This window comes from Hymenobacter aquaticus, from assembly GCF_004765605.1.
Classification (GTDB): Bacteria; Bacteroidota; Bacteroidia; order Cytophagales; family Hymenobacteraceae; genus Hymenobacter; species Hymenobacter aquaticus.
The window spans coordinates 1,949,486-1,973,582 of record NZ_SRLC01000001.1 but is presented as its reverse complement, the minus strand read 5'-3'; the positions used below and the strand labels follow the sequence as shown (position 1 = coordinate 1,973,582).

Genomic DNA, 24,097 nt, shown 5'->3' with positions numbered 1-24,097 from the left:
TCGCGTGCTGGCATCTGATTACGAATCAAATGATGCCACGTGAGATTCCTCGACTGCGCTCGGAATGACGTTCTATTGGGCCGTTTAGCCGAAAAGCTTAGCTTTTCTTGGCCGGTGCCTTTTTCGCGGGCGCCGGTTTGGCCGCCGTTTTCAGCGGGAAGCCGCGCTCCTTCATCAGGGCGTCGATTTTCGGGTCGCGGCCCCGGAACTTGCGGTAACCGTCGGCCGGGTCGATGGTGTTGCCCACGGAGAAGACGTTCTGGGTCAGGCGCTGGCCCACGGCTTTGTCGTAGGGGCCGCCGGCTTCGGTAAAGGCCGAGTAGGCATCCGAAGCCAGCACCACCGACCACAGGTAGCTGTAGTAGCCGGCCGAGTAGCCATCCGAGGAAAATACGTGCGAAAACTGCGGGGTGCGGTGGCGCATCACGATTTCGCGGGGCATGCCCATTTGGGCCAGGGTTTCGCGCTCAAACTTGTCGGCGTCAATCTTCTGCGAGCCGGCCAGGTGCAGCTTCATGTCAATCAGGGCGCTGGCCAGGAACTCGGTGGTTTCGAAGCCCTGGTTGAAGGTCGAGGCCTTCTCAATCCGGTCGACCAGCGCCTGCGGAATCGGCTTGCCGGTCTGGTAGTGCAGGGCAAAGCGGTTGAGCACCTGGGGCGTGGGCAGCCAGTTTTCGAGCAGCTGCGACGGGAACTCCACGTAGTCGCGCACCACGCTGGTGCCCGAAAGGGTGGGGTAGGTCACGTTCGACGACAGCCCGTGCAGGGCGTGGCCAAACTCGTGGAACAGGGTGGTGGCGTCGGTCCAGGAAATGAGGGTGGGCTCCCCGTCCTTGCCCTTCACGAAGTTGGAGTTGTTCGACACGATGGTCGTCACCTCGCCGTTCATGCGCTCCTGGTTGCGGTAGGCGTTCATCCAGGCCCCCGAGCGTTTGCCGGGCCGGGCGTAGGGGTCGAAATACCACAGGCCCACGTGCTTGCCCGAAGTCTTGTCCTTGATTTCCCACACCTTCACGTCGGGGTGGTAGACGGGCACGTTGGTCACGGGCGCGAACGAGAAGTTAAACAGCTCGCCGGCCACCCAGAACATGCCTTCCCGCATCTTATCCAGCTGCAGGTACTGCTTCACCTCGTTCTGGTCGAGGTCGTAGCGCTGCTTGCGCACCTTCTCGGCGTAGTAGCGGTAGTCCCAGGGCTCAATGGTGAAGGTGGCGCCGGCGCCTTCCTTGCGGGCCAGAGCCTGCATGTCGGCCACTTCCTCCTTCACCCGGGCCACGGCCGGCGTCCAGACCTGCTCCATCAGGGCCATAGCCGCCTCGGGCGTTTTGGCCATCGTGTTGTCGAGGCGCCAGTGGGCGTGGGTTTTGTAGCCCAGCAGCTTGGCCCGCTCGGCCCGCAGCTGCAGAATCTCGCTGATAATGGCGTTGTTGTCGTGGGCCCCGCCGTTGTCGCCGCGGTTGTAGAACATGCGCCAGGCCTTCTCGCGCAGCTTGCGCTGGTCGGAGTAGGTCAGGAAGGGCTCCACGCTGGAGCGGGTGTTGGTGATGACCCCGGCGGCCCCGGCAATCTTGCGGCTGGTGGCAGCCGCGGCAGCATCGGCCTGCAATGAGGCGGAGAGGCCACCCAGGTCGGCGGGCGTTTTGAGCACCAGCACCGAGTCGGTTTCGTCGGCCAGCACGTTCTGGCTGAAGCGTGTGAACAGGCCCGCCAGCTGCTGGTTGATGGCCGACAGCCGGGCCTTGGCCGGGGCGTCGAGCTTGGCCCCGGAGCGCACGAAGTTGTTGTAGTAAATCCAGGTGAGGCGCTGCTGCTCGGGCGTCAGCTTTTTCTTCTCGGGCGAGTTGTACACCGCCTCAATGCGCTTGAACAGGGCTTCGTTCTGGTTGATCTGGTCGCCGAAAGCGGCCATGCGCGGGGCCATTTCCCGCTGAATGGCCTGGATGTCGGGCGTGCTCAGCGTGCCCGACCAGATGCCGTAGATGGTCTGCACCTCGTCGAGGCGCTGGCCGGCCCGCTCCAGGGCGGCAATGGTGTTGTCGAAGGTCGGCGCCTCCTTGCTGGTGGCAATAGCCTGGATTTCGGCCAGGTTCTGGGCCATGCCGGCTTCGAGGGCCGGCTTGAACTGGTTGGCCTGCACCTTATCGAAGGGCGGCACGCCGCCGTAGGGGCCCTGCCAGGCCATCAGCAGCGGGTTAGTCGCCGCCGCCGATGCGGTGGCCGGAGTTTGGGCAACGCTGGAAGTAGGATTCACAAAAGCAGCCAGGCTGAGAGTTAGAAAGGAATTGGCCAGTAAAAACTTACCGGAAGCAGAGAGTTTGGGCATGGGCAAAAGGCCGGTCGGGTGAGGAATGTACTTCGGAAGATAACACGGAAAGTTGGGGAGGGTTGCGCGGGCACCCCTCCCCAACCCCTCCCCTCCGGGAGAGGGGCTTATTTTACTTTGGCAATGACATCGTTGCAGCCATTGTAGAGCTAACATAAGCCCCTCTCCCAGAGGGGAGGGGTTGGGGAGGGGTGGGGTTCTGCTCCTCCTTGCCGACCTTTGCCCGCATGCACACCCTCGAACAGCTGCGCAGCGGCGCGTTGGCCGGCGCCACCCGCCTCGACCTTTCCTGCGGCCTCACCGAATTTCCCCGCGAGATTTTCACCCTGGCCGACACGCTGGAAGTCCTGAACCTGACTGGCAACCAGCTCGCGGCCCTGCCCGCCGATTTGCCCCGGCTCAGCAAGCTGCGCATCCTGTTCTGCTCCGATAACCGCTTTACCGAGGTGCCCGCCGTGCTGGGTCAGTGCCGGCAGCTGCGCATGGTGGGCTTCAAGGCCAACCAGATCCGGACGCTGCCGGGGGCCGCGCTGCCCCCGCAGCTGCGCTGGCTGATTCTGACCGACAACCAGCTGCAAGAGCTGCCCGCCGAAATCGGGGAGTGTCGGCAGCTGCAAAAGCTGATGCTGGCCGGCAACCAGCTCACGGCCCTGCCCGAAACCCTGCGCCACTGCACCAGCCTGGAGCTGCTGCGCCTGGCCGCCAACCGCCTCGCCGAGCTGCCGGCCTGGCTGCTGGCGTTGCCCCGCCTGACGTGGCTGGCCTACGCCGGCAACCCGTTCAGTGCCGCCGCCGAAGCCGCCGCCGAAGCCCGGCACCCCATTCGCCCCATTGCCTGGCCCGAGCTGAGCCTGGGCCGGGAGCTGGGGCAAGGCGCCTCGGGCGTGATTTCGCAGGCCCGCTGGCAGCCTGAGGATGGTGTCCCGCCTCGGGAGGTGGCCGTGAAAGTGTTCAAAGGGGCCGTCACCAGCGACGGACTGCCCCACAGCGAAATGGTGGCCTGCATCAGCGCCGGCGCGCATCCGAGCCTGACGACGGTGGAGGGCAAGATAACCGGGCACCCGGCCGGGGCCGAAGCCCTGGTGCTGGCGCTCATCCCGCCCGATTTCCGGATTCTGGCCGGGCCGCCCAGCTTCGACACCTGCACCCGCGACGTGTACGCCCCCGGCACCCGGTTTAGTCTGGAAGCGGTGCTGCGCATCGCGCGCGGCATTGCCTCGGCGGCCGAGCACCTGCACCGGCGCGGCATCCTGCACGGCGACTTGTACGCCCACAACATCCTGACCACGCCCACCGGCGCGGCCCTGCTCAGCGACTTCGGGGCCGCCAGCTTCTTCGACCCCGCCGCCGCGGCCCTTGCCCGGGCACTGCAACAGCTGGAAGTGCGGGCCTTCGGCTGCCTGCTGGAAGAGCTGCTGACGTACTGCGCGGCCGCCCCCGAAGAAACCCGGGCGCTGTGGGAGCTGCAACGGCGCTGCGGGCGGCCGGTGGGCGAACGGCCTCAATTTGGCGAAATCATGGCGGCGTTGGCGGCCGCTTAAGGGCCAGGCCGGCGCGGCCACCGGGCAGCCAGCGGCTTGGCCTGTAATTGGGCGGCGCTTGGCGCTTCGTGGTCCTTGTCGTTTGCCGTATCTTTGCCCCCATGAAAGCCCCTTTGTTTCACGTTGGTCAGCCGGTGGTGTGCACCAACGACGACTTTATGCTGCTGCTGCTGCAGAACCCGAACATTCAGACGCCCAAGCGCGGCCCGATTTACACGGTGCGCGGCTTGTATGACACACACAAAGGCTTTGGCATCACGCTGGCCGAAATCAGCAACGCGGAGGTGGCGCCGGGCTTTCCGGAGGCCAACTTCCACGAAAGCCGCTTTGCCCCCGTGCCCGATGTGGAGGAGCTGGAGCTGGCCGCGCTGCTGGAAGAAACCGTGCCCGCCTAGGGCGGCTTCGGCGAATACGAAAAGAGGCAGAAATCCGACCCGGATTTCTGCCTCTTTTCGTATTCGCCGGGTTTTCGTTCCGTTACTTCTTGATGGTGATGGGAATGATGTAGCCGCCCGATTCCCCGACGCTCGGGTCGAAGGCATATTTGCCCGCGTGCAGCCGGGAATTGGTGTTGTCAATGTCTTTGTCGACGTAGAAAACCCATTTCTCCGCAATGGCCTTGGCTTCAATTTCCTGGGTTGGGTTCAGGGCAATAATCAGGTTGCCTTCGTTGGTCAGGTCATCATACTCCACGGTGCCCTTGTGCGTGGCCGTGCGGGGAACTTCGCAGAACCAGCAGTCCCAGTAGTTGCACAGTCCCCACCCGCCGCAGTTGGCCGAGGCATGACCCCACTCATCCCACTCGGCGTAGTGAATCACCTTGCGGTTCTGCGGGATGGAGCTGGAATACGAAGCCGGTTTGGGTTGCACAGACTGGCTTTCGCAGGCTCCCAGCAGTAGGGTGGCGGCTACGCTCAGCATGCTGAGGGTTGTAGTAAGCTTACGCATATAAAAAAATGATTAGCACCTCTTCCACTTTAAAATGGGCTATCAGAGGATTTGTTGCTCCCAATAAGTGCCGGGGCAGAAATGAGCTTCTGCCGCAGCGTCCCGCCGTACCGATACTTCGCGGCCAGGCGGAAACTAAAACGGGGTGCAATAGAGGTGTGGTAGGATCGGAAATAGCAGTTCTCAATAGTAAGAAAATTCTGTTACTGTTTGCACTATAGGGTGTTGTGATTTTGTGAAAATATCTGTGGCGGGCCCGCGGCACCCGCAGGTCCCGGTGCTGCGCGTCCGCCCAGAGGCAAGCGGCATTCCGGGAACAATCTGCTTCTCCGGCTACGTATATAAGGTATCCGACTTCTTATACTGCGAGCTGCTATGAACATTCCCGGCTTAAAAATGCGCCCGAAGCGGGACGACGTGCCCGAAGACAACTACAGCAAGTGGGGCTGGTACGCCATGGCCATCCTCTCGGTGCTCTGGATTCTGTATAACCTCTTCTTCGACGGCAAGTAAACGGCCGCTTACTATCACGGCTGGCTGCCCGGCCGGCGCCGGAGACGAAAAGTCGTGGGACCCGCAAGGGCCTCACGACTTTTTGCTTTTAGCGCCTGGCCAGTGGCCACTACCTAACGGTTTTTCGTCCCGCCTGAAAAACCGTTAGGTTGCCCACTACCTAACAATTTTTCAGCCCGCGCGAAAAGCTGTTAGGTCACCCACTACCTAACAATTTTTCAGCACGCGTGAAAATTTGTTAGGCTGGTGCTGGGGCACCGCTTGCTGCCTGCCTGCCCGGAACAGGGCGTACTGCGGGCGGCCGGAAAAAATAATTTGGGGTAGACCGTAACCTTCCCAAAGTAGCGCGGTGTCTACGCTTACCAATCCCTGCTAACTGCCGGCCCCGCCCGGGGGAGCACCCCGCCCGCCTTGTGGTTGCCGCGGCCCCGTGCTGCCAGCCCGCCGCCGGTCCTTCATTTCTGCCTGCCCGCGTAGCGCCGCTTTTTCGGCTGCCCGGCTTCGCTTTGCCCTTTTTTTCTGCCCCAAATCCCTTTCGCTATGCCGTTCACTGCTCCGCTTCGTTTCCTGCTGCTGCTGGCTTTGTTCAGCGCTGGTCCGGCGGCATCCCGGGCCCAGACCGCGCCGGCCACGGCCGCGCCCAAGCGCCAGCTCCAGGCCGTGCGCCTCACCGGGGCCATCCGGCTGGATGGGGTGCTCGACGAGGCCGCGTGGCAGCAGGCGCCCGTGGCTTCCGACTTCGTGCAGCAGCGGCCCAACCCCGGCGTGCCCGAGCGGCACCGCACCGAAGTGCGCGTGCTCTACGACGACGCCAGCCTCTACGTGGGCGCCATCCTGCACGACGTGTCGCCCGACTCGATTCTGCGCGAAATGACGGCCCGGGACAAGTTTGGCAACTCCGACCTGTTCTGCATCTTCCTCGACACCTACCACGACCAGCTCAACGGCTACAACTTCGGCGTGACGCCGGCCGGCGTGCAGTACGACGCGCGCTACTCGCCGGCCGGGGGCGAAGATTTCAACTGGAACGCCGTGTGGGATGCCCGCACCAGCATCCGGGGCACCGACTGGTACGCCGAAATGCGGATTCCGTACTCGGCCATTCGGTTCAGCAAGGCGTCCGAGCAGCTCTGGGGGCTCAACTTTGCTAGGCAGCGCAAGCGCGACAACGCCCAGTTTTTCTGGAACGAGGTGAAGCCCGCCGTGAACGGCTTCGTGAACCAGTGGGGTGAGTTGCGCGGCATCCGGGACGTGCAGCCCCCGCTGCGCCTGTCGCTGACGCCCTACGTGAGCAGCTACGTGAACCACAACCCGCTGAGCGCCGAGGGTACGCGCCGCACCACCACGAGCCTCAACGGCGGGGCCGACGTGAAGTGGGGCATCAACGAAAGCTTCACCCTGGATGCCACGCTGGTGCCCGACTTCGGGCAGGTGCAGAGCGACAACCAGGTGCTGAACCTGTCGCCCTTCGAGGTGCAGTTTGCCGAAAACCGCCAGTTCTTTACCGAGGGCACCGAGCTGTTCAGCAAGGGCAACCTGTTTTACTCGCGCCGGGTGGGGGCCACGCCCATCGGCTTCTACGACGTGAAGGCCGGCCCGGGCGAGCAGCTGGTGCGCAACCCCGCCGAAACCCAGCTGCTGAACGCCACCAAGGTATCGGGGCGCACGCGCAAGGGGCTGGGCATCGGGGTGTTCAACGCCGTCAGCAACTCGATGTACGCCACGGTGCGCAACACCGAAACCGGGGCCGAGCGTGAGCTTATGACCCAGCCGCTGAGCAACTACAACATTGTCGTGCTCGACCAGAGCCTGAAGAACAACTCCTACGTGTCGCTGATCAACACCAACGTGACGCGCGCGGGCCGCACCTACGACGCCAACGTGACGGGCGGCCTGTTTCGGCTGAACGACAAGCACAACGCCTACGGCCTGGACGGCAGCCTGGTGTACTCGCGGCGGCGGGGGCAGGTGTTTGGGAAGAATAAGAGCATCAACGACCAGGACGGCTACAAGTACACGCTGGGGCTGAGCAAAATCAGCGGCAGCTTCACCTGGGACGTAAACCACCGCATCGAGTCGGATACTTACAACCCCAACGATTTGGGCATTCTGTTCGGCAACAACAACATCACGCAGTCGGTGAGCGTGGCCTACCGCAAGTACCAGCCGTTCTGGAAGGTGAACAACATGGCCTTTTTCGGCCAGATCGGCCATTCGCTGCTCTACAAGCCCGCCCGCTACCAGAGCCTGTACGTCTACCACGGCTTCAACACGACCTTCACCAGAAGCTTTCTGCAGGTGGGCTACGACGTGCAGTACAACGCCACCACCCACGACTTTTTCGAGCCGCGCACCACGTCGTTGGGCGAGTACTTCGTGCGCGTGCCGGCCAACACCGACTTCGTGGCGTTTCTGAACTCCGACACCCGCAAGCCGCTGGCCCTGGGCCTGAATGCCGGTATCCAACATTACGCCCACGATGAGCGCCTGGACCGGCCGCGCCGGGTGCGCTACAGCCTGGGCGTGTACCCGCGCTACCGCGTGAACAACCACCTCACGTTTCGCTACAACCTCGACTGGAGCCGCAGCGCCCACCAGCTGGGCTACGTGAACGGCGGCCTCGACGCGGAGCAGGCGCTGGACAAGCCGTTTCTGGATAAGGTGCTGCTGGGCCGCCGCCACGTGAGCACCGTGTCCAACGTGGTGTCGGTGGCCTACACCTTCACCAACCGCATGTCGCTGACGCTGCGCACCCGCCACTACACCAGCAACGTGCGCTACCTGGAGTTTGTCACGCTGCGGCCCGACGGTGAGGAAACCCCGGCCGACTACCGCCGCTCCCGCGACAACACCTACAACGCCTTCAACGTGGACGCGGTGTACTCGTGGTGGTTTGCGCCCGGCTCCCAGATCAGCATCGTCTGGAAAAACGCCAACAGCCCCGACCTTCAGGCCAACGAGTTTACCCCGCTCTACTTCAGCAACCTGAGCAACACCATCAACACGCCCCACAATAACTCGGTGTCGGTGAAGGTGCTCTATTATCTGGATTACCTGGCGTTGCGCAAGCGCCGGGGGTAAGGGTAGGAGGAAAAGTGGTATCTAGGAGGTGTTAACAGTCGCGCAACCAGAGGACAGTTGCGGCCAGGTGGATAAAGGCTAAGAAATGCGCATTCAACTTGTCATATCGGGTCGCGACGCGGCGAAACTGCTTGAGTCGGCTAAACAGCCGTTCGACGGGGTGGCGCTGGGCGTAACGGGCCGCGTCGTAGGCCCGCGGGTGGCGGCGCTTGCACCGGGGCAGAATCACGGCGCAGGTGCCGCGGGCAGCCAAGACGGCCACGAGCGGGTCTGAATCATAGCCGCGGTCGGCAATGAGGTAAGCTGGGGCGAGTCCGTCGAGCAGGGGCAAGGCCTGCGGGGTATCGTGGCGCTGACCGCCGTCAAGCCCCCACGCACGAACCGGCCTCGCGCGTCAGCTACCGTGTGCAGCTTCGTCGTCAGCCCGCCGCGGCTGCGTCCGAGGGCTTGCGGCCCGTTTTTTTGCGTGCCCCGCTGGCATGCTGGTGGGCCCGCACCGTGGTCGAGTCCACCAGCAGCGTGTGCAGCGCATCGTCTTCTTGCACCGCGGCCAGCACCCGGGCCCACACCCCGGAAGCGGTCCAGCGCTGGAAGCGCGTGTACGTCGTGTGCCAGTTGCCCCACGCCGCCGGCAAAGCCCGCCAGCGGCAGCCGTTGCGCAGCAGCCAGAGCACGGCTTCCACAAATCGGCGATTGTCCTGGCCCCGCTCGCCCTTCGTGCCTTCCCGGCCCGGCAGCAGCGGCGCAATCCGCGCCCACTGCGCGTCGGTCAACAAATACTCCATGTCCAAACATACTACCTACTGTTAACACCTCCTAGATTTACTGTTCGGACAACCTCGCCTTCTACCCTATGCTTTTTGCCATTCTATTGCCCGGTATTTCCATGATTTTCCGGGGCCACGTGCTCAAAGGACTGCTCTGCGGATTCTGCACCTGACGCTGATCGGCTGGATTCCGGCCGCCATTTGGGCTGTGGCTTCGTACCGGGAAGATCAGGCCGAGAAGCGCCACCGCGAGATGCTGCACGCCCTCAAGCAGCAGGATCCGGTTGGGCGTTGGTAGTCCCGGACGCTTTCTCCTCAAAGCTGGTTCCACAGCCGGCTCTGGTCAAGGCATCAAGTTGTAGTTCTACGTTTTAGCCCTGAGACAAGACGCGCGGGCGTAAGCTTCCTTTCCATTGATTACTGGATAGGCTTGTTGAGCCTTTGTCAGTCCATTACGCGGGTATTTTTTTCTGCTCTACTGCCCCCGACAACCTTTCACAGAAAACTGAGTGGCGAGGATATATAAATCAGCTTTTTACTTCCAATAGCCACTCCTTAGAACAAAGGCACCCGCCAAATGATCGGTTAAAAGTATCTTTGACGAATGCCCATCACTGGCCATACAAAACGGGCCATTTTATTTATTTCTGCTTCGCCAGCGAGCTGCTGGTGGATGGTTTACCGCATACACCGTGGCTTATACTTTCGCTGCTTTCTCCCAGGCATCAACGTCTCTGTACTTGTTGAAAAGAAGCTTTCTGCTTCTCTTGTATCTTCTTCTCTCCTCCTCGATTGCCCAGGCCCAGGCCCCAGCCTGGCAGGCGGCTTTCGCCCTGAGTCAGGCTGCTGACCCTTCAAACGTTAAATCGATTACCACCGCCAACGGAGATATCTTTATTGCGGGCTACTTTTATGGCGCGCTGTCGCTGGCCGGAACCACCTTGGTCAGTGCCGGGCAAAGCGACATCTTTGTTGCCAAGTGGAGCCCGGCGGCCAACCGGTTTCTGTGGGCACAGCGAGCAGGGGGGCCAGGTTATGATGCCCCCACGGCAATAGCCGTCAGTGGCTCCAGCGTGTATGTCGCGGGGGAGTTTTTGGGTGAAGAGGCCCAATTTGGCCCTATGCGTCTCAGTAGTTATAGTGGTGACAGAGATGGTTTCGTCGCCAAGCTGACCGACGCGGGCTCGTCCGGCACGTTCGTCTGGGCCCAGCAGTTTGGCGGGTGGGCCAGTGATAGAGCCACCTCGCTGGCCGTCAGCGGTACGAGCGTGTACGTTGGCGGTTATTACCAGAGTCCTACCGCCACCTTTGGCTCCCTGACGCTGACCAACCCCAGCGCGGGTTTCCTGGGCGATGGGTACGTGGCCAAGGTGGAGGATGCCGGCACCACATCCCGGGTGGTATGGGCACAACGCATCGGGGGACGGGGCAATGAGACCGTGGAGGCGCTGGCCGTGCAGGGCAACGGCTTGTACCTGACGGGAGCCTTTGGGCAGGAAGCCACGGCCTTCGGATCTACGGTGCTACTGGGGGCCGGCGCAACCGACGTATTCGTGGCCAAACTGACGGATGCCGGTCCGTCCAGCACCTTTACCTGGGCCCAGGCTGCGGGCAGCACTGCGGACGAATCCGGTACGGCCCTGGCCGTGCAGGGGGCCAACGTGTACGTCGGGGGCTTCTTTACCGGACAACTTATCCGCTTTGGTCCGCTCTCGCTAACGAACCGAGGCAGTTCCGGCTTTGACGGCTTTGTGGCCAAGCTCACCGATGCGGGAGCGACCGGTAGCTTTACTTGGGTACAGTCCGTGGCCAGCACGGGCCGACAGAGTGACGAATACCTGTCCGCTGTGGTGCCGCATGGCAATGGCGTCTGCATCACTGGCTCTTTTGGCAGTCCCTCGATTTCATTTGGTACTACGACGCTCCTTAGTGCCGGTATTTTCAGCTTAGGAGACATATTTGTGGCCCAACTGGATGATCAAGGGACATCCTCCAGCTGGGCTTGGGCACAGCGGGCCGGCAGTCCCGAAATCGACCAGGGAAATGCTCTGGCCATCGTCGGCACAGATGTGTACGTGGGCGGCTACGTCTCCACCCCGGCTAGCTTCGGCTCGCTGCCTCCGGTAGGTGCGCTGTCGGGGATAGGCAGCGGGTTTTTGGCCCGTTTGGGCGAAGCCTCGACCGTGCGCATTAGTGGCGCTACCGAAATTTGCGCCGGCGGCCAAGTACCGTTGCAGGCGACGCCCTCTGCACTGGCGGCCACCTATGTCTGGAGTACTGGTGCCACTACGGCCACCATTACCGTAACCCAGCCGGGTACGTATACCGTTACGGCTACCTTTCCCGGTGGAGCTACCGCCACGGCCATGCATCAGGTGGTGGGCATTCAGCCCGTGGTGTCTATCCTGGGTGACACCCTGCTCTGCCCGGGCGGCAGCATCCGTCTGACGGCTTCCGCGCCGGGCGCGGCTTCCCTGCGCTGGAATACGGGCTCGCCGCTTACGACGCTGGACGTCACGTCACCCGGCGTGTATGAGCTCACCGCCACGTATGGGGCGGGCTGTAGCGTCACGCGTCGCGTCACCGTTGTAGGGCCCAGCGTAACCATCAGCGGGCCCATGGCTGCCTGCGTCAGTGCCGGTAGCCCAGCGCTGCTGACAGCCCTGGCGCCGGGCGCTACCACGTTTCGCTGGAGTACCGGGGCTACTACGGCCAGCATTTCGACTGCCCAGACCGGGACCTACCAGGTAACGGCAACCTTTCCCGCCGGCTGCACCGCCACGGCAAGCTACGCCGTTCTGGCCCCGGTAGCCGCTATTACGGGCCAAACACTGCTGTGCCCGGGCGCAACGACCACGCTTTCCGCGCGGGACGCCGCCGCCGCGGCTTACCGCTGGAATACGGGCGCTACGGGCCCGGAGCTTGTCGTCGGGGAGCCGGGCATCTACTCCGTGCGCGTTACCTTCCCGGGCGGCTGCTCCAGCGAGGCCCAGCACGTGGTACAGCAGCTGCCGGGCAATCCGCCTTTCACCCTCGGTGCCGACACCACGCTGTGCGAGGGCCAAGGCATAGTACTGCAACTGCCGGCTTTACCGGACGCAGCTGGTACCACGTACCGGTGGTCGGATGGCTCTACCGGGGCCACGCTGCGGGTGCAGGCAGCAGGCACGTACTCCGTGGAGCGTCGTACCAACTGTGGCGTGCAGACGGCCAGCCGCCGCATCGAGGTGCAGCGCTGCTGGCTGGTGCCCAACGTGGTGACGCCCAACGGGGACGGCAAGAACGACCGGTTTGCGCCCCAGGGCCTACAGGGCGACTGGTCACTGGAAGTCTTTAACCGCTGGGGCAAACAGGTATACACCGCTGAAACCTACCGCAACGAGTGGGGCGACGTACCGGCGGGGATCTATTATTACGTGCTGCGCCAGCCCGGCAGCACGCACGTGCTGCGCGGGTGGGTGGAAGTCATGGGCTCGGCCCGAGACTAGAATTTTCTACGCTTACTCCAGCACAATGCGGCGCGTGACCACGCCCCCGCTGGCCTGCAGCTGCAGCAGGTACATGCCCCGCGCTACGTCCGCCACGTCGATTGTGGCCCCTGGCTTGCTCCACTGCCGCACCGGGCGGCCCAGCGCGTCGCGCAAGGTTACCGTCGTGACGACTTCCCCATTTGCCGGGCGAATGTGCAAGATCGTGCGGGCCGGAGTAGGATACACGGCGATGGTTTCCCGGTTAGTTACCGGTTTTGCTGCCAGCACGACGCTTTGGTTGTAAAACAAGTTGACAGTATTGTCGCCGGGGCAGGCGACGGCCAGGTCGAGTTGCCCGTCGGCGTTGATGTCGGCCAGGCGCATGTACGAAGGGCGGCTCCCGGTGGCCAGCAGCAGAGGCGCATCAAACAGGGCCGGGCCGCTCTGGCCCGTGTTGCGGAACACCTCCACCAGGCCTGTAGTCAGCAGCACCAGCAGGTCGGGGCGGTTGTCGCCGTTCATATCCTGCAAAATCACCTGCCGTGGTGTGCCCGGCAGCGAGTAGGTAATCTTGGTAGGAAACAACAGGTCGTACTGGGCAACAGGGTCCGGGTCGCGCAGTTGAATGACGACGTTGGGGTTGGTTTCGTGGGCGGCTACTAAGTCGGTAGCGCCGTCGCCGTTGATGTCGGCACCTGCCGCAGCCACGGGCCGCGTGCCACCCGAAGCGGCTTTGCTCTGGTAGCCGGATTGCCACCATGCGTTGCTAGGCTGGCTTTTGCCGGTCGTAGTTACGATAATGACTTCGTTGGTCGTGGGCGACGCGAGCAGGGCATTGTACGCACCGGGGTCATACATGCAAGCCAGGCTGGCATCCACGGGGCGGAAGGGAGCCTGGTAGAAGAGCGGGGGCGCAATGTTGTTGGGTGGGGTGTTGCGGAACAGAATCCCGTTGCCGCCCAGCCCGGCTAGCGGCGTGCCGTTGGGATTGTACAAGTAGGCAATGTCCGGGTAGTCGTCGCCGTTGAGCGGGGCCGTGAGCAGGCGCGGGTCGGTGGGCGGACTGCCTCCGTTGGGGCCCCAGCGCAAGGCGGGGCGGGCCACCAGGGACAGCTGCCCGGGCACCGTGCCCACGTTGTCCAGCAGATACAGCTCGATTGATTGGCGGGCCCCCAGCACCAGGTCATCGGCGATGGGCACCGGGGAGCCGGGCGCGCCGTAGCCGTTCAGGGCCAGGGGTATAATCGTGTGAGGGCCGCGGCTAAAGTAGTAGCGAGCCGTGGCCTTAGCCGGAAAGCCGCCACCAGCGTTCTGCACGAAAATCGCCAGCGTGTCCAGCGCACGCTCGGGAATAGCTAAGTCGGGTCGTCCGTCGTGGTCGAGGTCGGCCACAGCTACGTCGTTGATGTCGGAACCGGTAGGCAACTGGATAGTGGGTCCATAGCCAATGGTGAGCGGCGGGATGGATTGAGCTAATGAAGTGAAAGAGGACAAAAGAAATATCAAGCTATGTAGCCGTTGGATTCTAAGAAAGGGATGTTTAATCACGATCAGGCAAGTTGTTTTTTAATACTTATTAAAGATCTCAAGTAAATTATGTAATAATAAGCAATAATGGTATCCAAATATTAAAACATATTACCATCATTCTATCTCATGAACTGATAAGACAGTTTTGGAAATTTATTCTTCAAACCTTCTTGGGGTACTGGAACTCCAGATGGACCATCTTCCATATTGTAATCGTATGAAGCCATGCCATAATCACTCGGCAAAGTTTTGTCTGAATCATCACCATACTTAAGCAAGAAAGCATTGTCAGCAACGAATAGCAACTCTTCACCTGATTGCATTTGCATTACGTCGATATTAATATTATCAGCATTATCAATAAATTGATAAAAATTTGTTTTACCCGATAATATAATATTACACCTTAAATACAAAAATGAATCGTCAGATATTTGACCATGTATTATTTTAAGAGCAGTTAGCACATCATGGCAATTGAGTCTTTTCAACAGATCCCGCATGCAGATTTCAAATCCTAAAATAACGTCCTCCTGTTGAGAAATTAAATTTGATACAATTAAATCACATTGCTTGGTTAGATTGCGACCAGCTTCATTTCTACTTTCAGAAATCAATTTCCAGAAAAATGTTTCGTCCAGTGAATTTACATTACTCAAAGCCGTATTGACAAAGCTTTGTTCGATTCTCTTAGTAAGAGAATCCTGCTCAGGGGAAATTTTCCCGGATGTTATCATACTTTTATTCAGCTGCGCAATGATATCGGAGCAAAAAGATGTAGCATCAAAATTTACTAACTTATAATTTAATATAACATCACATGCTGCCTTGAATACTTTACTTAAAATACTTGGTGATGTATCACCAGTACAGTTTATTATATCGTCAAAATTTATTTTAATTTTTAACTCTATTCTATTTGCAGATTTAGTGTACTTTTTTCGAATAACTTGCCCTGTTTGAAAAATATCTTTTTCATATGGCAGCCCTTCAATAATCCCCATGCAGCTAAGACCAATGAATACTTCTTGCAGGCTTTGCCCGTAATCTTTATCAGCAAAATATGCTTCAATTTTTTTTATCGTAGGCGAAAAATACTTCGCCATACGATAAACATCTGCTGTAACTTCCCAGTCAATTAGTACCTTCATGCCGCAAATTTTTTACTGTTTTTTGCACTATTTCCAACCTTTATTACCAGGAGGTAAATCACCGTAATTAAACAGATAATTCATTAACTCCATTTGTTCTTTCATTTTTATATCTACCTGATTGCCGTAGTATTCAGGTTGAAGACGTAATCCTGTTGCCCTCAACCATACTTGAGGATAGCGTTTTGTACTTTGTTCTATTGGATTCCATTGCATTGTTTCTCCGATTTTCCAAGTAGCTCCTTCTGGCAGGAATGTCATACCTACTGGATTCTTTCTCCCCCAATCGTAGACTGGATAAAATCCAGTATGTGTAGCACGTAAAGTGTATTGGATACCAGTTTTCGGCAGCTTTTTATACAGTACTCCAACAGCAACTGCACCTACTACTGCCTCTGCAACCCATTTTTGAGGTACAGCATCACTAGGATCTACTATAGTCGCATCGATTGCAATACCTCTTAATACAGTCCAAGATAGTGTTGTAGCCCAGTCACCTTGGATATTCTGTGAATATTCATTCCGTATTGTTTCCTTACCAGTATCTCTGTCCTTGGTTTTAGTGACTATTTTTATACGAATTTCGCCATTTACATAATACCCTCCAACTGACCTAGCAGCATCACGTTCTACACTACCCCCAAACGGGTCACCAGAATGAACTCCAGGAGCGAAATAGCCGTTAATAGCGCTATTGTAAGCATCCCAGTCCATAGCGGAGCCTTCAAATTCTCTTTGCCCGTACACATTCCGCGGGTTGATTTGTCTGCCATTTCGGTAGATTGCTGGCTCAGCACCATCAGGATCATTATAGTATACAGGATCGTTCGTAGCAAAATTAAATGGGCTATGCTCTGAGAACTCTCCCGCCAAAGGATCAACGGCTAGAAAACGTCCTAGTGTCGGATCGTATTGACGGAACGTAGTCGTATAGTTGGCTGCTTCGCCTAGCAACTCATCTTCTAACTGGCTGCCGCCATTGTTCTGTGCCTTGCTAATAGCCTCCGCGGGCAAGGTATTGATGGCTACTCCAGTCATGCTTAAGCCAAACGGGTAGTAATGCTGCTCCTGCGATACGAGCAGGCCCGACTGCGGATGCCGGATAGTCACAGAGTCGAAGAGCACTTCCTGGCTGCCATCGTTGAGCAACTGCAGCTTCAGGTGGGCCGTGCGGGACTCAATGGTGCTGAGGTTCAGGGCTGGCAGCGTGGTGTTCAGATACGCCCAGCCACTGGTCGAGGCTGTTGTCACTGGGGCCACGACGATGCCGGAGCCCTTCAGGTTGTTCTGGTCGTCGAGTACTTCCCAGCGCAGATAGGCCTGTCGTTGGGTAGGCGGCTGCTGGCCGGCTAGTTCCTGCGGCTGCTCGGCTTTGGTCGCGCGCTTGCGGCTAGGTGTATAGTCCCAGGGAGTAATGGTGTATTTTCCGGCCTGGGATTTCGCACACAGCTATGGGACAAATACTCCACGGCAGCGCCCGTACAACTTAGGCAGTACGGCGCGCTATCCAGCGTAGTCAGGAAAGCCTACAAACGCTAGCCGCCCGCTACGGCATCAACCCCAAAACCGTGGCCAAGTGGCGCCAACGTACCACGGTGCAGGACGCCCACATGGGCCCAGCAGCGGCCTCGACGGTGCTCACGGCCGAACAAGAAGCCGTGGCTGTCGCCTTTCGGCGCCATACGCTCTTGCCCCTCGACGATTGCCTCTACGCGCTGCAGGCTACGATTCCGCAGCTTTCGCGCTCGGCCCTGCACCGCTGTTTTCAGCGCCACGGCATCAGCCGCCTGCCGCTGAATGAAGACGGACAAAGCCCGCCGAAGAAGAAATTCAAGGACTACCCCATTGGCTACCTGCACGTCGATTTTGCCGCCGTGCAGACCGAAGAAGGCCGCCAGTATTTGTTTGTGGCCATCGACCGCACCAGCAAGGTGGCCTTTGCCGAGCTGCAGCCGCAGGCCACCAAGATGCTGGCTGCCGAGTTCCTGCGTCGGGTGCTGGCCAAGCTGCCCTACCGGGTGCATACGGTGCTGACCGACAACGGCATCCAGTTCGGCAACATGCGCCACCAGCCCTGGGCGTTTCGCCACATCTTCGACCGTGTTTGCTCCGAGCACGGCATCGAGCATCGCTTCACCAAGCCCGGTCATCCCTGGACCAACGGCCAGGTCGAACGCATGAACCGCACGATCAAAGAAGCCACCGTGCATCGGTACCACTACCAAACTACGGCCGAGTTAAACGAGCACCTGCAGACCTTCTTACTGGCCTACAATCACGCCAAGCACCTGAAAACTTTACGGGGACTCACCCCACACGAGTTCATCTGCGCCCAATGGCAGAAGAATTCCGTTAACTTTAACCAGGACCCAACCCACCTCACGCTGGGACTATACACCTAGGAAGCAGTTTCAGTCGTGTCTTCTCTGCCATCCTACCAACCTATTGTTCAACCCTTACTCTAGATCTATATGCTCGACTTTTACCTTCCGACCCGCCTGCTGCGCGGACTGCTGCTGACTGCGCTGCTGGCTCCCGGCGTAGCATTTGGGCAAAGCCCGGCGTGGTTTCAGGCCACCGCCGTTACGCCGGCCGCCGGCAGCTGGTCGCGGGTGGTAGCCACGGCCACCGATGGTCAGGGCTTCGTGTATCTGGCGGGCAACTTCAAAGGCACAATTCAGCTGGCCGGCACCACCCTGACCAGCAGTGCCCAGGCCGACGTGTTCATTGCCAAATGGAACAGCACGACCAACACCTTCGTCTGGGCCCAGCGGGCGGGCGGCCGCGGCAACGACAACGTCAGGGCCCTGGCCGTGCAGGGCAGCAGCGTGTACGTGGGCGGCAGCTTCGACACCGGTCGGGCCGGATTCGGCACCGATTCTCTCGACTGGGCGGGCGGCAAGGATGGCTTTGTGTGCAAACTCACCGATGCGGGCAGCAGCGCCAGCTTTGCCTGGAGCAAGAGCCTGGGCGGCACCCGCGACGAGGAAGTAACGGGCCTGGCGGCCACTGCGGCGGGGCTCTACCTGACGGGTATGTTCACCAGCCCCACCATCACCCTGGAAGACCGCATCCTGACCAATGCCGCGCCCATAAGCAGCCTGATGACCAACGACGTGTTTGTAGCCAAGCTGACCGACGCGGGCAACAGCGCCACCTGTAGCTGGGCCGAGCGCGCCGGCGGCCCCAATACCGATGAAGTGTCGAGTATTGCCGTGGCGGGGAGCAACGTGTACCTGCACGGTTCCTTTTACGGCGCGACCAGCACCATCGGCACCACTACGCTCACCAACTCGGCTACCAGCCCCACTACTGCCGACCTATTCGTGGCCAAGCTCACCGACCAGAGCAGCGGTGCGGCCTGGGGCTGGGTGCTGCCCGTGAGCGGGCCGGAGTGGGAGTATTCGGGCAGTATCGCCGCCTACGGCTCCAGCGTGTACGTTACGGGCACGTATGCCAATAAAAACACCATCCGGTTTGGCACCAGCAGCCTGACGGGCACCAATAACATGAATTGCTACGTGGCCAAGCTCACCGACGCGGGTGCTCAGGCCAGCTGGCAATGGGTGCAGGGCCCCCGAGGCGAAAGTAGCTGGGGCAAGGCCATAACGGCGTCGGCCGCCGGCGTTTTCGTGGCGGGTTTGTATTCCTCCGGATTGACCCCCGGTATCACCTTGGGCACTACCATGCTGACTGGTCTCTGCTTCGGGTGCCAGGGCACATTTGTCGCGGGGCTCACCGATATGGGCAGCTCCGGCCGCTTCAACTGGGCCCTACAGCCTGCCGGGGCTACCTACTCGGATGCCACCAGCCTGGCTATAAGTGGCAGTGAGCTATACGTCGGCGGCAATTTCCAGGCTCCGTTCGTGCAATTCGGCACCATCGGCTTAGCCGTGCCCCTCGCCAACGAGCGGCCCAACGTCGGCTACGTGACTTCCCTGCGCGGCATTACCACGGCCCTGAAATCCCCGGCCTGGGCGGCTAGCCTGGAACTGGCTCCTAACCCCGCCCACGGCCGGGCCACGGTGTCGGTGCCGGCGGTGCCCGGGGCTACCCGCGTCACGCTGCTGCTCACCGACGCCCTGGGGCGCACGGTCCGGACGGCCACGGCCGGGCTGCCCGCCGCCGGCCTGCGCCACGAGCTGAGTTTGCAAGGCCTGGCTCCCGGGGTGTATTCCCTGCGCGTGCAGGCCGGGCAACAGCAGGCCGTCCGGGCGCTGCTGGTGGAGTAGCTCTTGGGCTGATCCGGCGGCTGGGGTGGACAGCGGAACCCGGCCCGCTGATTTCGGCCCGCTACCACCATTGTTTCTTCATGTAAAAAGCCCTTTGCCAGCACTTGGCAAAGGGCTTTTTGCATGGCAGGTTTCCAGAGTAATTCCCAAGTGCTGTCCACGCCGTAGAGACGCAATATTTTGCGTCTCTTCGTTGAACGACTCGCACCAGCACCGTGCACGGATTTTGTTCAACGAGGAGACGCAAAATATTGCGTCTCTACAGCGTGGACATCACCTTAGAAACTGCTCTAGGCAGGTACGCAGGGCGGCGGGTGACAACTGCCGCCTTGCCGTAGCGCCGCGCGTCGGGCTGTTTTCGTGGAGGCCCGGCGGCAGCAGGCCGGAGGGTTTTGCGTAGGTTTGAATTCCCGTCCCACCCCGGAAAGCGCCCACCTTTCCCGCCCACCCGCCCCAATTTTTGCAACCCGCCGACTGTCGCCCCCGCCCCTGGATTCTGCCCGTTATTGTCTTCGCCCAGTTTGCCGGTACCTCGCTCTGGTTTGCCGGCAACAGCGTGCTGCCCGACCTGCTGCGCCACGCCCACCTGCGCGGAGTTAGCCTGGGCGGGGTGGTGTCGGCGGTGCAGCTGGGCTTCATTGCGGGCACGCTCCTGTTTGCCCTGCTCACCCTAGCCGACCGGGTGCCGCCGGCCCGCCTGTTTCTGCTCAGCGCCCTGGCCGGCAGCGTGGCCAACCTGGGCTTGCTGCTGCCGGGGCTGAGTGCGCTGGGGTTGCTGGGGCTGCGGTTTGCCACGGGGCTGTGCCTGGCCGGCATCTACCCGGTGGGCATGAAAATAGCGGCCGACTACTACGCCGGCGGGCTGGGCAAGGCCCTGGGGTTTCTGGTGGGGGCGCTGGTGCTGGGCACGGCTTTGCCCCACGGCCTGCGCTGGCTCGGGGCCGGGCTGCCCTGGGCGGCGGTAGTGCTGGCCACTTCGGCGTTGGCGGCCGCCGGCGGGGTGCTGCTCTGGCTGCTGGTGCCCAACGGCCCGTTTCGGCGGCCCGGCAGCCGGCTGCAGCTGAGCGCCGTGCGCGGCATGTGGCGGCACGCGCCGTTTCGGGCGGCGGCCCTGGGCTACTTCGGCCACATGTGGGAGCTCTACACGTTCTGGGCTTTCGTGCCGCTGCTGTTGAGCGTGTACCAGCGGCTGCACCCGGCGGCCGGCCCACTGCCGGCCGGGCTGGCCTTTGCCACCATTGCCGCCGGGGCCGGGGCCTGCGTGGGCAGCGGCTACCTGGCCCAGCGCTGGGGCTCGTTGCGCCCGGCCCGGCTGGCGCTGGCAGTGTCGGGGGCGTGCTGCGTGCTGAGCCCCGTGCTGCTGCGGCTGCCGCCGCCGCTGTTTGGGGCCGCCGTGCTGGTCTGGGGCCTGGCCGTCGTGGCCGATTCGCCCCAGTTTTCGGCCCTGGTGGCCCAGCAGGCCCCGGCGGCCATCAAGGGCACGGCCCTCACGCTGGTTACCTGCCTGGGCTTCGCCCTGACGATTGTGAGCTTGCAGGTGTTCGGGTTGCTGCAAGGCTATGTGGCCGGGCAGTACCTGTTTTTGCTGCTGGCCCCGGGGCCGGTGCTGGGCTTGTGGGCCACGCGTAAGGTCGCCCGGGTGTAGTCAATGGCGCGTTATTGCTGGTGATACACCTTGGCGACCCGGTAGGTAGCCGCGTTGAGTATGACAGTGAAGGTGCCGCCAACGTAGCCCCAGGGCAGGGTGCCGCTGATGCACCAGTAGCCATCCACCAGATAGGCTTCGTAGGGCCGTTGCGCGACAATCTGCTTTCGGCCGTACTTGCTGAAAACAACCTGCTCGGCTATGGCAAAAGCCGTGGCGGTATCGGGGACTACAGTCGAAGAAACGGGTAGCTTTTCCAGGCCGGCTTGTTCTACGCGCCGCCGGGCTATTTCCTCGCCGAGTACGAGGCGGCCCCGAAAGTGCTGGGCATGGGCAGTGAGGGTAGCCAGAAGGAAAAAGGCTGCTACCAGTGGGAAGTAGTTAGTCATCATAGCAAGTTCGCGCTACTGCGGCTTGCGGTAAAAATACTCCTGCTCGCCAGCCGCTCCGCTCTGCCGGCGCTGGGCTTCCTGGGCGCGCAGCTCCACCCTTCGGATTTTGCCGCTGATGGTCTTGGGCAGCTCCGGCACGAACTCCAGAATCCGGGGCATCTTGTAGGGCGCCAGCTGGGCGCGGCAAAAGGCAAACAGCGCCGTAGCCAGCGCCTCCCCGGCCTCCGAATCGGGGTGCAGAATCACGTAGGCCTTGATTTCGTGGCCCTTGATGGGGTGGGGCGAGCCTACCACGGCGGCTTCCACCACGGCCGGGTGCTCGACCAGGGCGCTTTCCACCTCGAAGGGGCCCACGCGGTAGTCCGAGGACTTGATAACGTCGTCGTCGCGGCCCACGAACCAGAGGTAGCCGTCGGGGGTGCGGTATGCTTTGTCGCCGGTGTAGTAAAGGCCGTGGCGAAACACGCTGGCTCCGCGCTCTGGCTCGCCGAAGTACTCCTTGAAAATGCCGTTGGGCCGGCCCGTATCCATGCGCACGGCAATGTGGCCCTCCTCGGTGTCGGGCAGCACGCGGCCTTCGTCGTCGGCAATAACCACGTCGTACAGAAAAGATGGCCGGCCCATGGAACCCAGCTGCACCCGGCTACCGGGCAAGTTGTAGACCATAGCGGTGCTTTCCGTTTGCCCGTACCCGTCCCGGATCAGCCGGCCCGTGCCGCGCTGCCAGGCTTCAATGACTTCGGGGTTCAGCGGCTCGCCGGCGCTGACGCACTCCCGGAAGCTGAATTGGTATTGGGTCAGGTCTTCCAGAATGAGCAGGCGCAGCACCGTGGGCGGGGCGCAAAACGTGGTGACGCCGTGCTGGGCCAGGGCCCGCAGCAGGGGCGGGGCCGCGAATTTGCCCGTTTGGCGGTACACCAGCAGGGTGGCGCCCACGCTCAGGGGCGCGAAAAAGCTGCTCCAGGCAAACTTGGCCCAGCCGGCCTGCGAAATGTTGCAGTGAGTGTCCGAGGGCCGCACTCCAATCCAGGCGGCGGTGCTGAGGTGGCCCACCGGGTAGGAAAAGTGGGTGTGGGTCACGATTTTGGGCAGGCCCGTGGTGCCGGAGGTAAAGAACAGAAACAGCGGGTCGTCGGCGCGGGTGGGGGCCGGGGCCACCGGCTCCGGGGCCGCGTCGGTGGCCGGGAAGCTTACCCAGCCCGGCCGCGCGGCGGCGTTGCCGACCAGCATCTTGAGCGGAATCTTCTGGCCGTGGAGCGCCTCGGCCTGGTCAATCTTCTCGGCGTTTTCCAGGTCGGCAATAACCACGGCGGGCAGCAGGCGGCTGAAGCGGTAAGCCAGGTCGGGCACGGCCATGATGGTGGCCGTCGGAATCAGCACCTGCCCGCCCTTGATGCCGGCCAGGTACGTCAGCCACAGCTCGGCCACCACCGGCACCATCAGCAGCACCGCCTGCCCGGCCCCGATGCCCTGGCCGCGCCAGAAGTGCAGCAGCCCGTTGGCCCGGGTGCTGAGCTGCTGGTAGGTGTAGCGCTCCGGCGCGCCATCATCGTCGTCGCCGACCAGCACCAGGGCTTCCTTGTGCGGGTGCCGGGCCGTGTGCAGACCCTCGAAGATGTCGGCGGTCCAGTTGAAAAACTCGGGCTTGGGTACCGGTAGCCGGGCCAGCGCATCGTAGTGGCCGGCCTCGGTCAGGCGCTGAAACTGCTGGAAATAGTCGTGCATGGGGTGGGGCAGAAGCTAAGGAATAGAAAGCATACGGGGCACGGGCCTACGCCGGTGGAACGGGCGGCAGCAGGGCGGCGAGCAGGGCAGCTTCCTCTTCCAGGTGGCGCAGGCGCAGCTCCAGCAGGGCCCGCTCGGCGGCGCTGAGCGGGGCCGGGGCTACCGCCGTATCGAATTCGAGGCGGGTAAGCCATTTTTGGTCCCGGGGCGGGTCGGCGGCCGGGTCTACCAGCGGCGGCGGAGAGGCGGGGAAGAGCACGCTCCGCAGCCGGGCCAGGGCCAGCAGCCGGTCGGCGTGCGTCTGGGCGTAGCGGTGGTGGTCTTCGAGCTGGTAGCGCACGTTGGCCGCCAGGTAGCGGCAGCGGAGCAACCGTTGACGCAGGGGCTTCAGGTCGGCGGGCAGGGGCAGGGCCCGGGGCTCGGCCGGGGTCGTCGGCAGGGCGTGCATCAGGCCCTCCAGCACGCGCAGCCGGCAGTACACGGTATCGGAAAACGTGCTGCGGCCGGCTTCCACGTGGGCTACCTGCCCCCGCGTGACGCCCAGAAAGCGGGCCAGCTCCAGCTGCGACAACGCGAAATACCGCCGCACCGCCGCCGCCCGGGAGGTAGAATACGATTTTCTCAACATACCGACTGATACAAGAACCGGCGAGGCTGTAGGAAACATGATTAGCGTATTGAAAAAACGAAATCGTAAACGTTAATCCTAATTAGCCTTTCCAAAAAACGAAATGGAAAACGTTAATCCTGGTTAGCCTTCCCGAAAAATAAAATGCGTG

The 24,097-nt window shown here is 61.4% G+C and carries 15 protein-coding genes and 1 pseudogene; 7 read left to right on the top strand and 9 right to left on the bottom strand.

Going from position 1 to position 24,097, the window contains the following annotated elements:
• Nucleotides 1-97: 97 nt before the first annotated feature.
• Nucleotides 98-2,323 carry a M3 family metallopeptidase gene (locus E5K00_RS08105; RefSeq protein WP_135462728.1) on the bottom strand — a complete coding sequence of 742 codons (2,226 nt, stop codon included), beginning with the start codon at nucleotides 2,321-2,323 and terminating at the stop codon, nucleotides 98-100.
• A 227-nt stretch (nucleotides 2,324-2,550) separates the two neighbouring features.
• On the opposite strand from E5K00_RS08105, the gene E5K00_RS08100 reads away from it, so the two are divergent.
• Both E5K00_RS08100 and E5K00_RS08095 read left to right on the top strand, forming a co-directional pair.
• Nucleotides 2,551-3,864, top strand: a complete 1,314-nt coding sequence (locus E5K00_RS08100; RefSeq protein ID WP_135462727.1) for a leucine-rich repeat-containing protein kinase family protein — start codon at nucleotides 2,551-2,553, stop codon at nucleotides 3,862-3,864.
• 101 nt (nucleotides 3,865-3,965) lie between these two features.
• Complete coding sequence (locus E5K00_RS08095; protein ID WP_135462726.1) at nucleotides 3,966-4,259, top strand: hypothetical protein; 294 nt, start codon at nucleotides 3,966-3,968, stop codon at nucleotides 4,257-4,259.
• Nucleotides 4,260-4,341: 82 nt separating this feature from the next.
• Here the strand turns inward: E5K00_RS08095 and E5K00_RS08090 are convergent, their stop codons facing one another.
• Nucleotides 4,342-4,812 (bottom strand): hypothetical protein, encoded by a 471-nt coding sequence (locus E5K00_RS08090; RefSeq protein WP_135462725.1) that lies wholly within the window; start codon nucleotides 4,810-4,812, stop codon nucleotides 4,342-4,344.
• A 1,053-nt stretch (nucleotides 4,813-5,865) separates the two neighbouring features.
• On the opposite strand from E5K00_RS08090, the gene E5K00_RS08085 reads away from it, so the two are divergent.
• Entirely contained in the window at nucleotides 5,866-8,406 is a 2,541-nt protein-coding gene (locus tag E5K00_RS08085; RefSeq protein WP_135462724.1) for a DUF5916 domain-containing protein, read from the top strand.
• A 31-nt stretch (nucleotides 8,407-8,437) separates the two neighbouring features.
• On the opposite strand, the pseudogene E5K00_RS08080 reads toward E5K00_RS08085, so the two are convergent.
• A pseudogene (locus E5K00_RS08080) lies at nucleotides 8,438-9,191 on the bottom strand (IS5 family transposase).
• A gap of 1,103 nt (nucleotides 9,192-10,294) precedes the next feature.
• Between E5K00_RS08080 and E5K00_RS08070 the strand changes: the two are divergent.
• Nucleotides 10,295-12,661: a gliding motility-associated C-terminal domain-containing protein gene (locus tag E5K00_RS08070; RefSeq protein ID WP_135462723.1), complete on the top strand. Its 2,367-nt coding sequence runs from the start codon at nucleotides 10,295-10,297 to the stop codon at nucleotides 12,659-12,661.
• 12 nt (nucleotides 12,662-12,673) lie between these two features.
• On the opposite strand, the gene E5K00_RS08065 is transcribed toward E5K00_RS08070, so the two are convergent.
• The 3 genes from E5K00_RS08065 to E5K00_RS08055 all read right to left on the bottom strand — a co-directional run bounded on the left by E5K00_RS08065 (nucleotide 12,674) and on the right by E5K00_RS08055 (nucleotide 16,575).
• Nucleotides 12,674-14,137, bottom strand: coding sequence for a T9SS type A sorting domain-containing protein (locus E5K00_RS08065; protein WP_167856800.1), 1,464 nt, complete (start codon nucleotides 14,135-14,137; stop codon nucleotides 12,674-12,676).
• A 155-nt stretch (nucleotides 14,138-14,292) separates the two neighbouring features.
• Entirely contained in the window at nucleotides 14,293-15,324 is a 1,032-nt protein-coding gene (locus E5K00_RS08060; protein ID WP_135462721.1) for a DUF4240 domain-containing protein, read from the bottom strand.
• Nucleotides 15,325-15,351: 27 nt separating this feature from the next.
• Nucleotides 15,352-16,575, bottom strand: a complete 1,224-nt coding sequence (locus E5K00_RS08055) for an RHS repeat-associated core domain-containing protein (RefSeq protein ID WP_135462720.1) — start codon at nucleotides 16,573-16,575, stop codon at nucleotides 15,352-15,354.
• Between the two features lie 254 nt (nucleotides 16,576-16,829).
• On the opposite strand from E5K00_RS08055, the gene E5K00_RS08050 reads away from it, so the two are divergent.
• From E5K00_RS08050 to E5K00_RS08040, 3 genes are all read left to right on the top strand, one after another.
• Nucleotides 16,830-17,726, top strand: a complete 897-nt coding sequence (locus E5K00_RS08050; protein ID WP_245328285.1) for an IS481 family transposase — start codon at nucleotides 16,830-16,832, stop codon at nucleotides 17,724-17,726.
• 69 nt (nucleotides 17,727-17,795) lie between these two features.
• Nucleotides 17,796-19,556, top strand: a complete 1,761-nt coding sequence (locus E5K00_RS08045; RefSeq protein ID WP_135462719.1) for a T9SS type A sorting domain-containing protein — start codon at nucleotides 17,796-17,798, stop codon at nucleotides 19,554-19,556.
• Between the two features lie 460 nt (nucleotides 19,557-20,016).
• Entirely contained in the window at nucleotides 20,017-21,201 is a 1,185-nt protein-coding gene (locus tag E5K00_RS08040) for an MFS transporter (RefSeq protein WP_135462718.1), read from the top strand.
• An 11-nt stretch (nucleotides 21,202-21,212) separates the two neighbouring features.
• On the opposite strand, the gene E5K00_RS08035 is transcribed toward E5K00_RS08040, so the two are convergent.
• Genes E5K00_RS08035 through E5K00_RS08025 form a run of 3 tightly spaced genes read right to left on the bottom strand, consistent with a single transcriptional unit; the run spans nucleotide 21,213 to nucleotide 23,946 of the window.
• On the bottom strand, nucleotides 21,213-21,593 hold the full coding sequence (locus tag E5K00_RS08035) for an NTF2 fold immunity protein (protein ID WP_135462717.1): 381 nt from the start codon (nucleotides 21,591-21,593) through the stop codon (nucleotides 21,213-21,215).
• Between the two features lie 12 nt (nucleotides 21,594-21,605).
• The gene (locus E5K00_RS08030; protein ID WP_135462716.1) at nucleotides 21,606-23,318 is read right to left on the bottom strand and encodes an acyl-CoA synthetase; all 1,713 of its coding nucleotides are present in this window, start codon (nucleotides 23,316-23,318) and stop codon (nucleotides 21,606-21,608) included.
• Nucleotides 23,319-23,364: 46 nt separating this feature from the next.
• Nucleotides 23,365-23,946: a helix-turn-helix domain-containing protein gene (locus tag E5K00_RS08025; RefSeq protein ID WP_135462715.1), complete on the bottom strand. Its 582-nt coding sequence runs from the start codon at nucleotides 23,944-23,946 to the stop codon at nucleotides 23,365-23,367.
• Nucleotides 23,947-24,097: the final 151 nt, after the last annotated feature.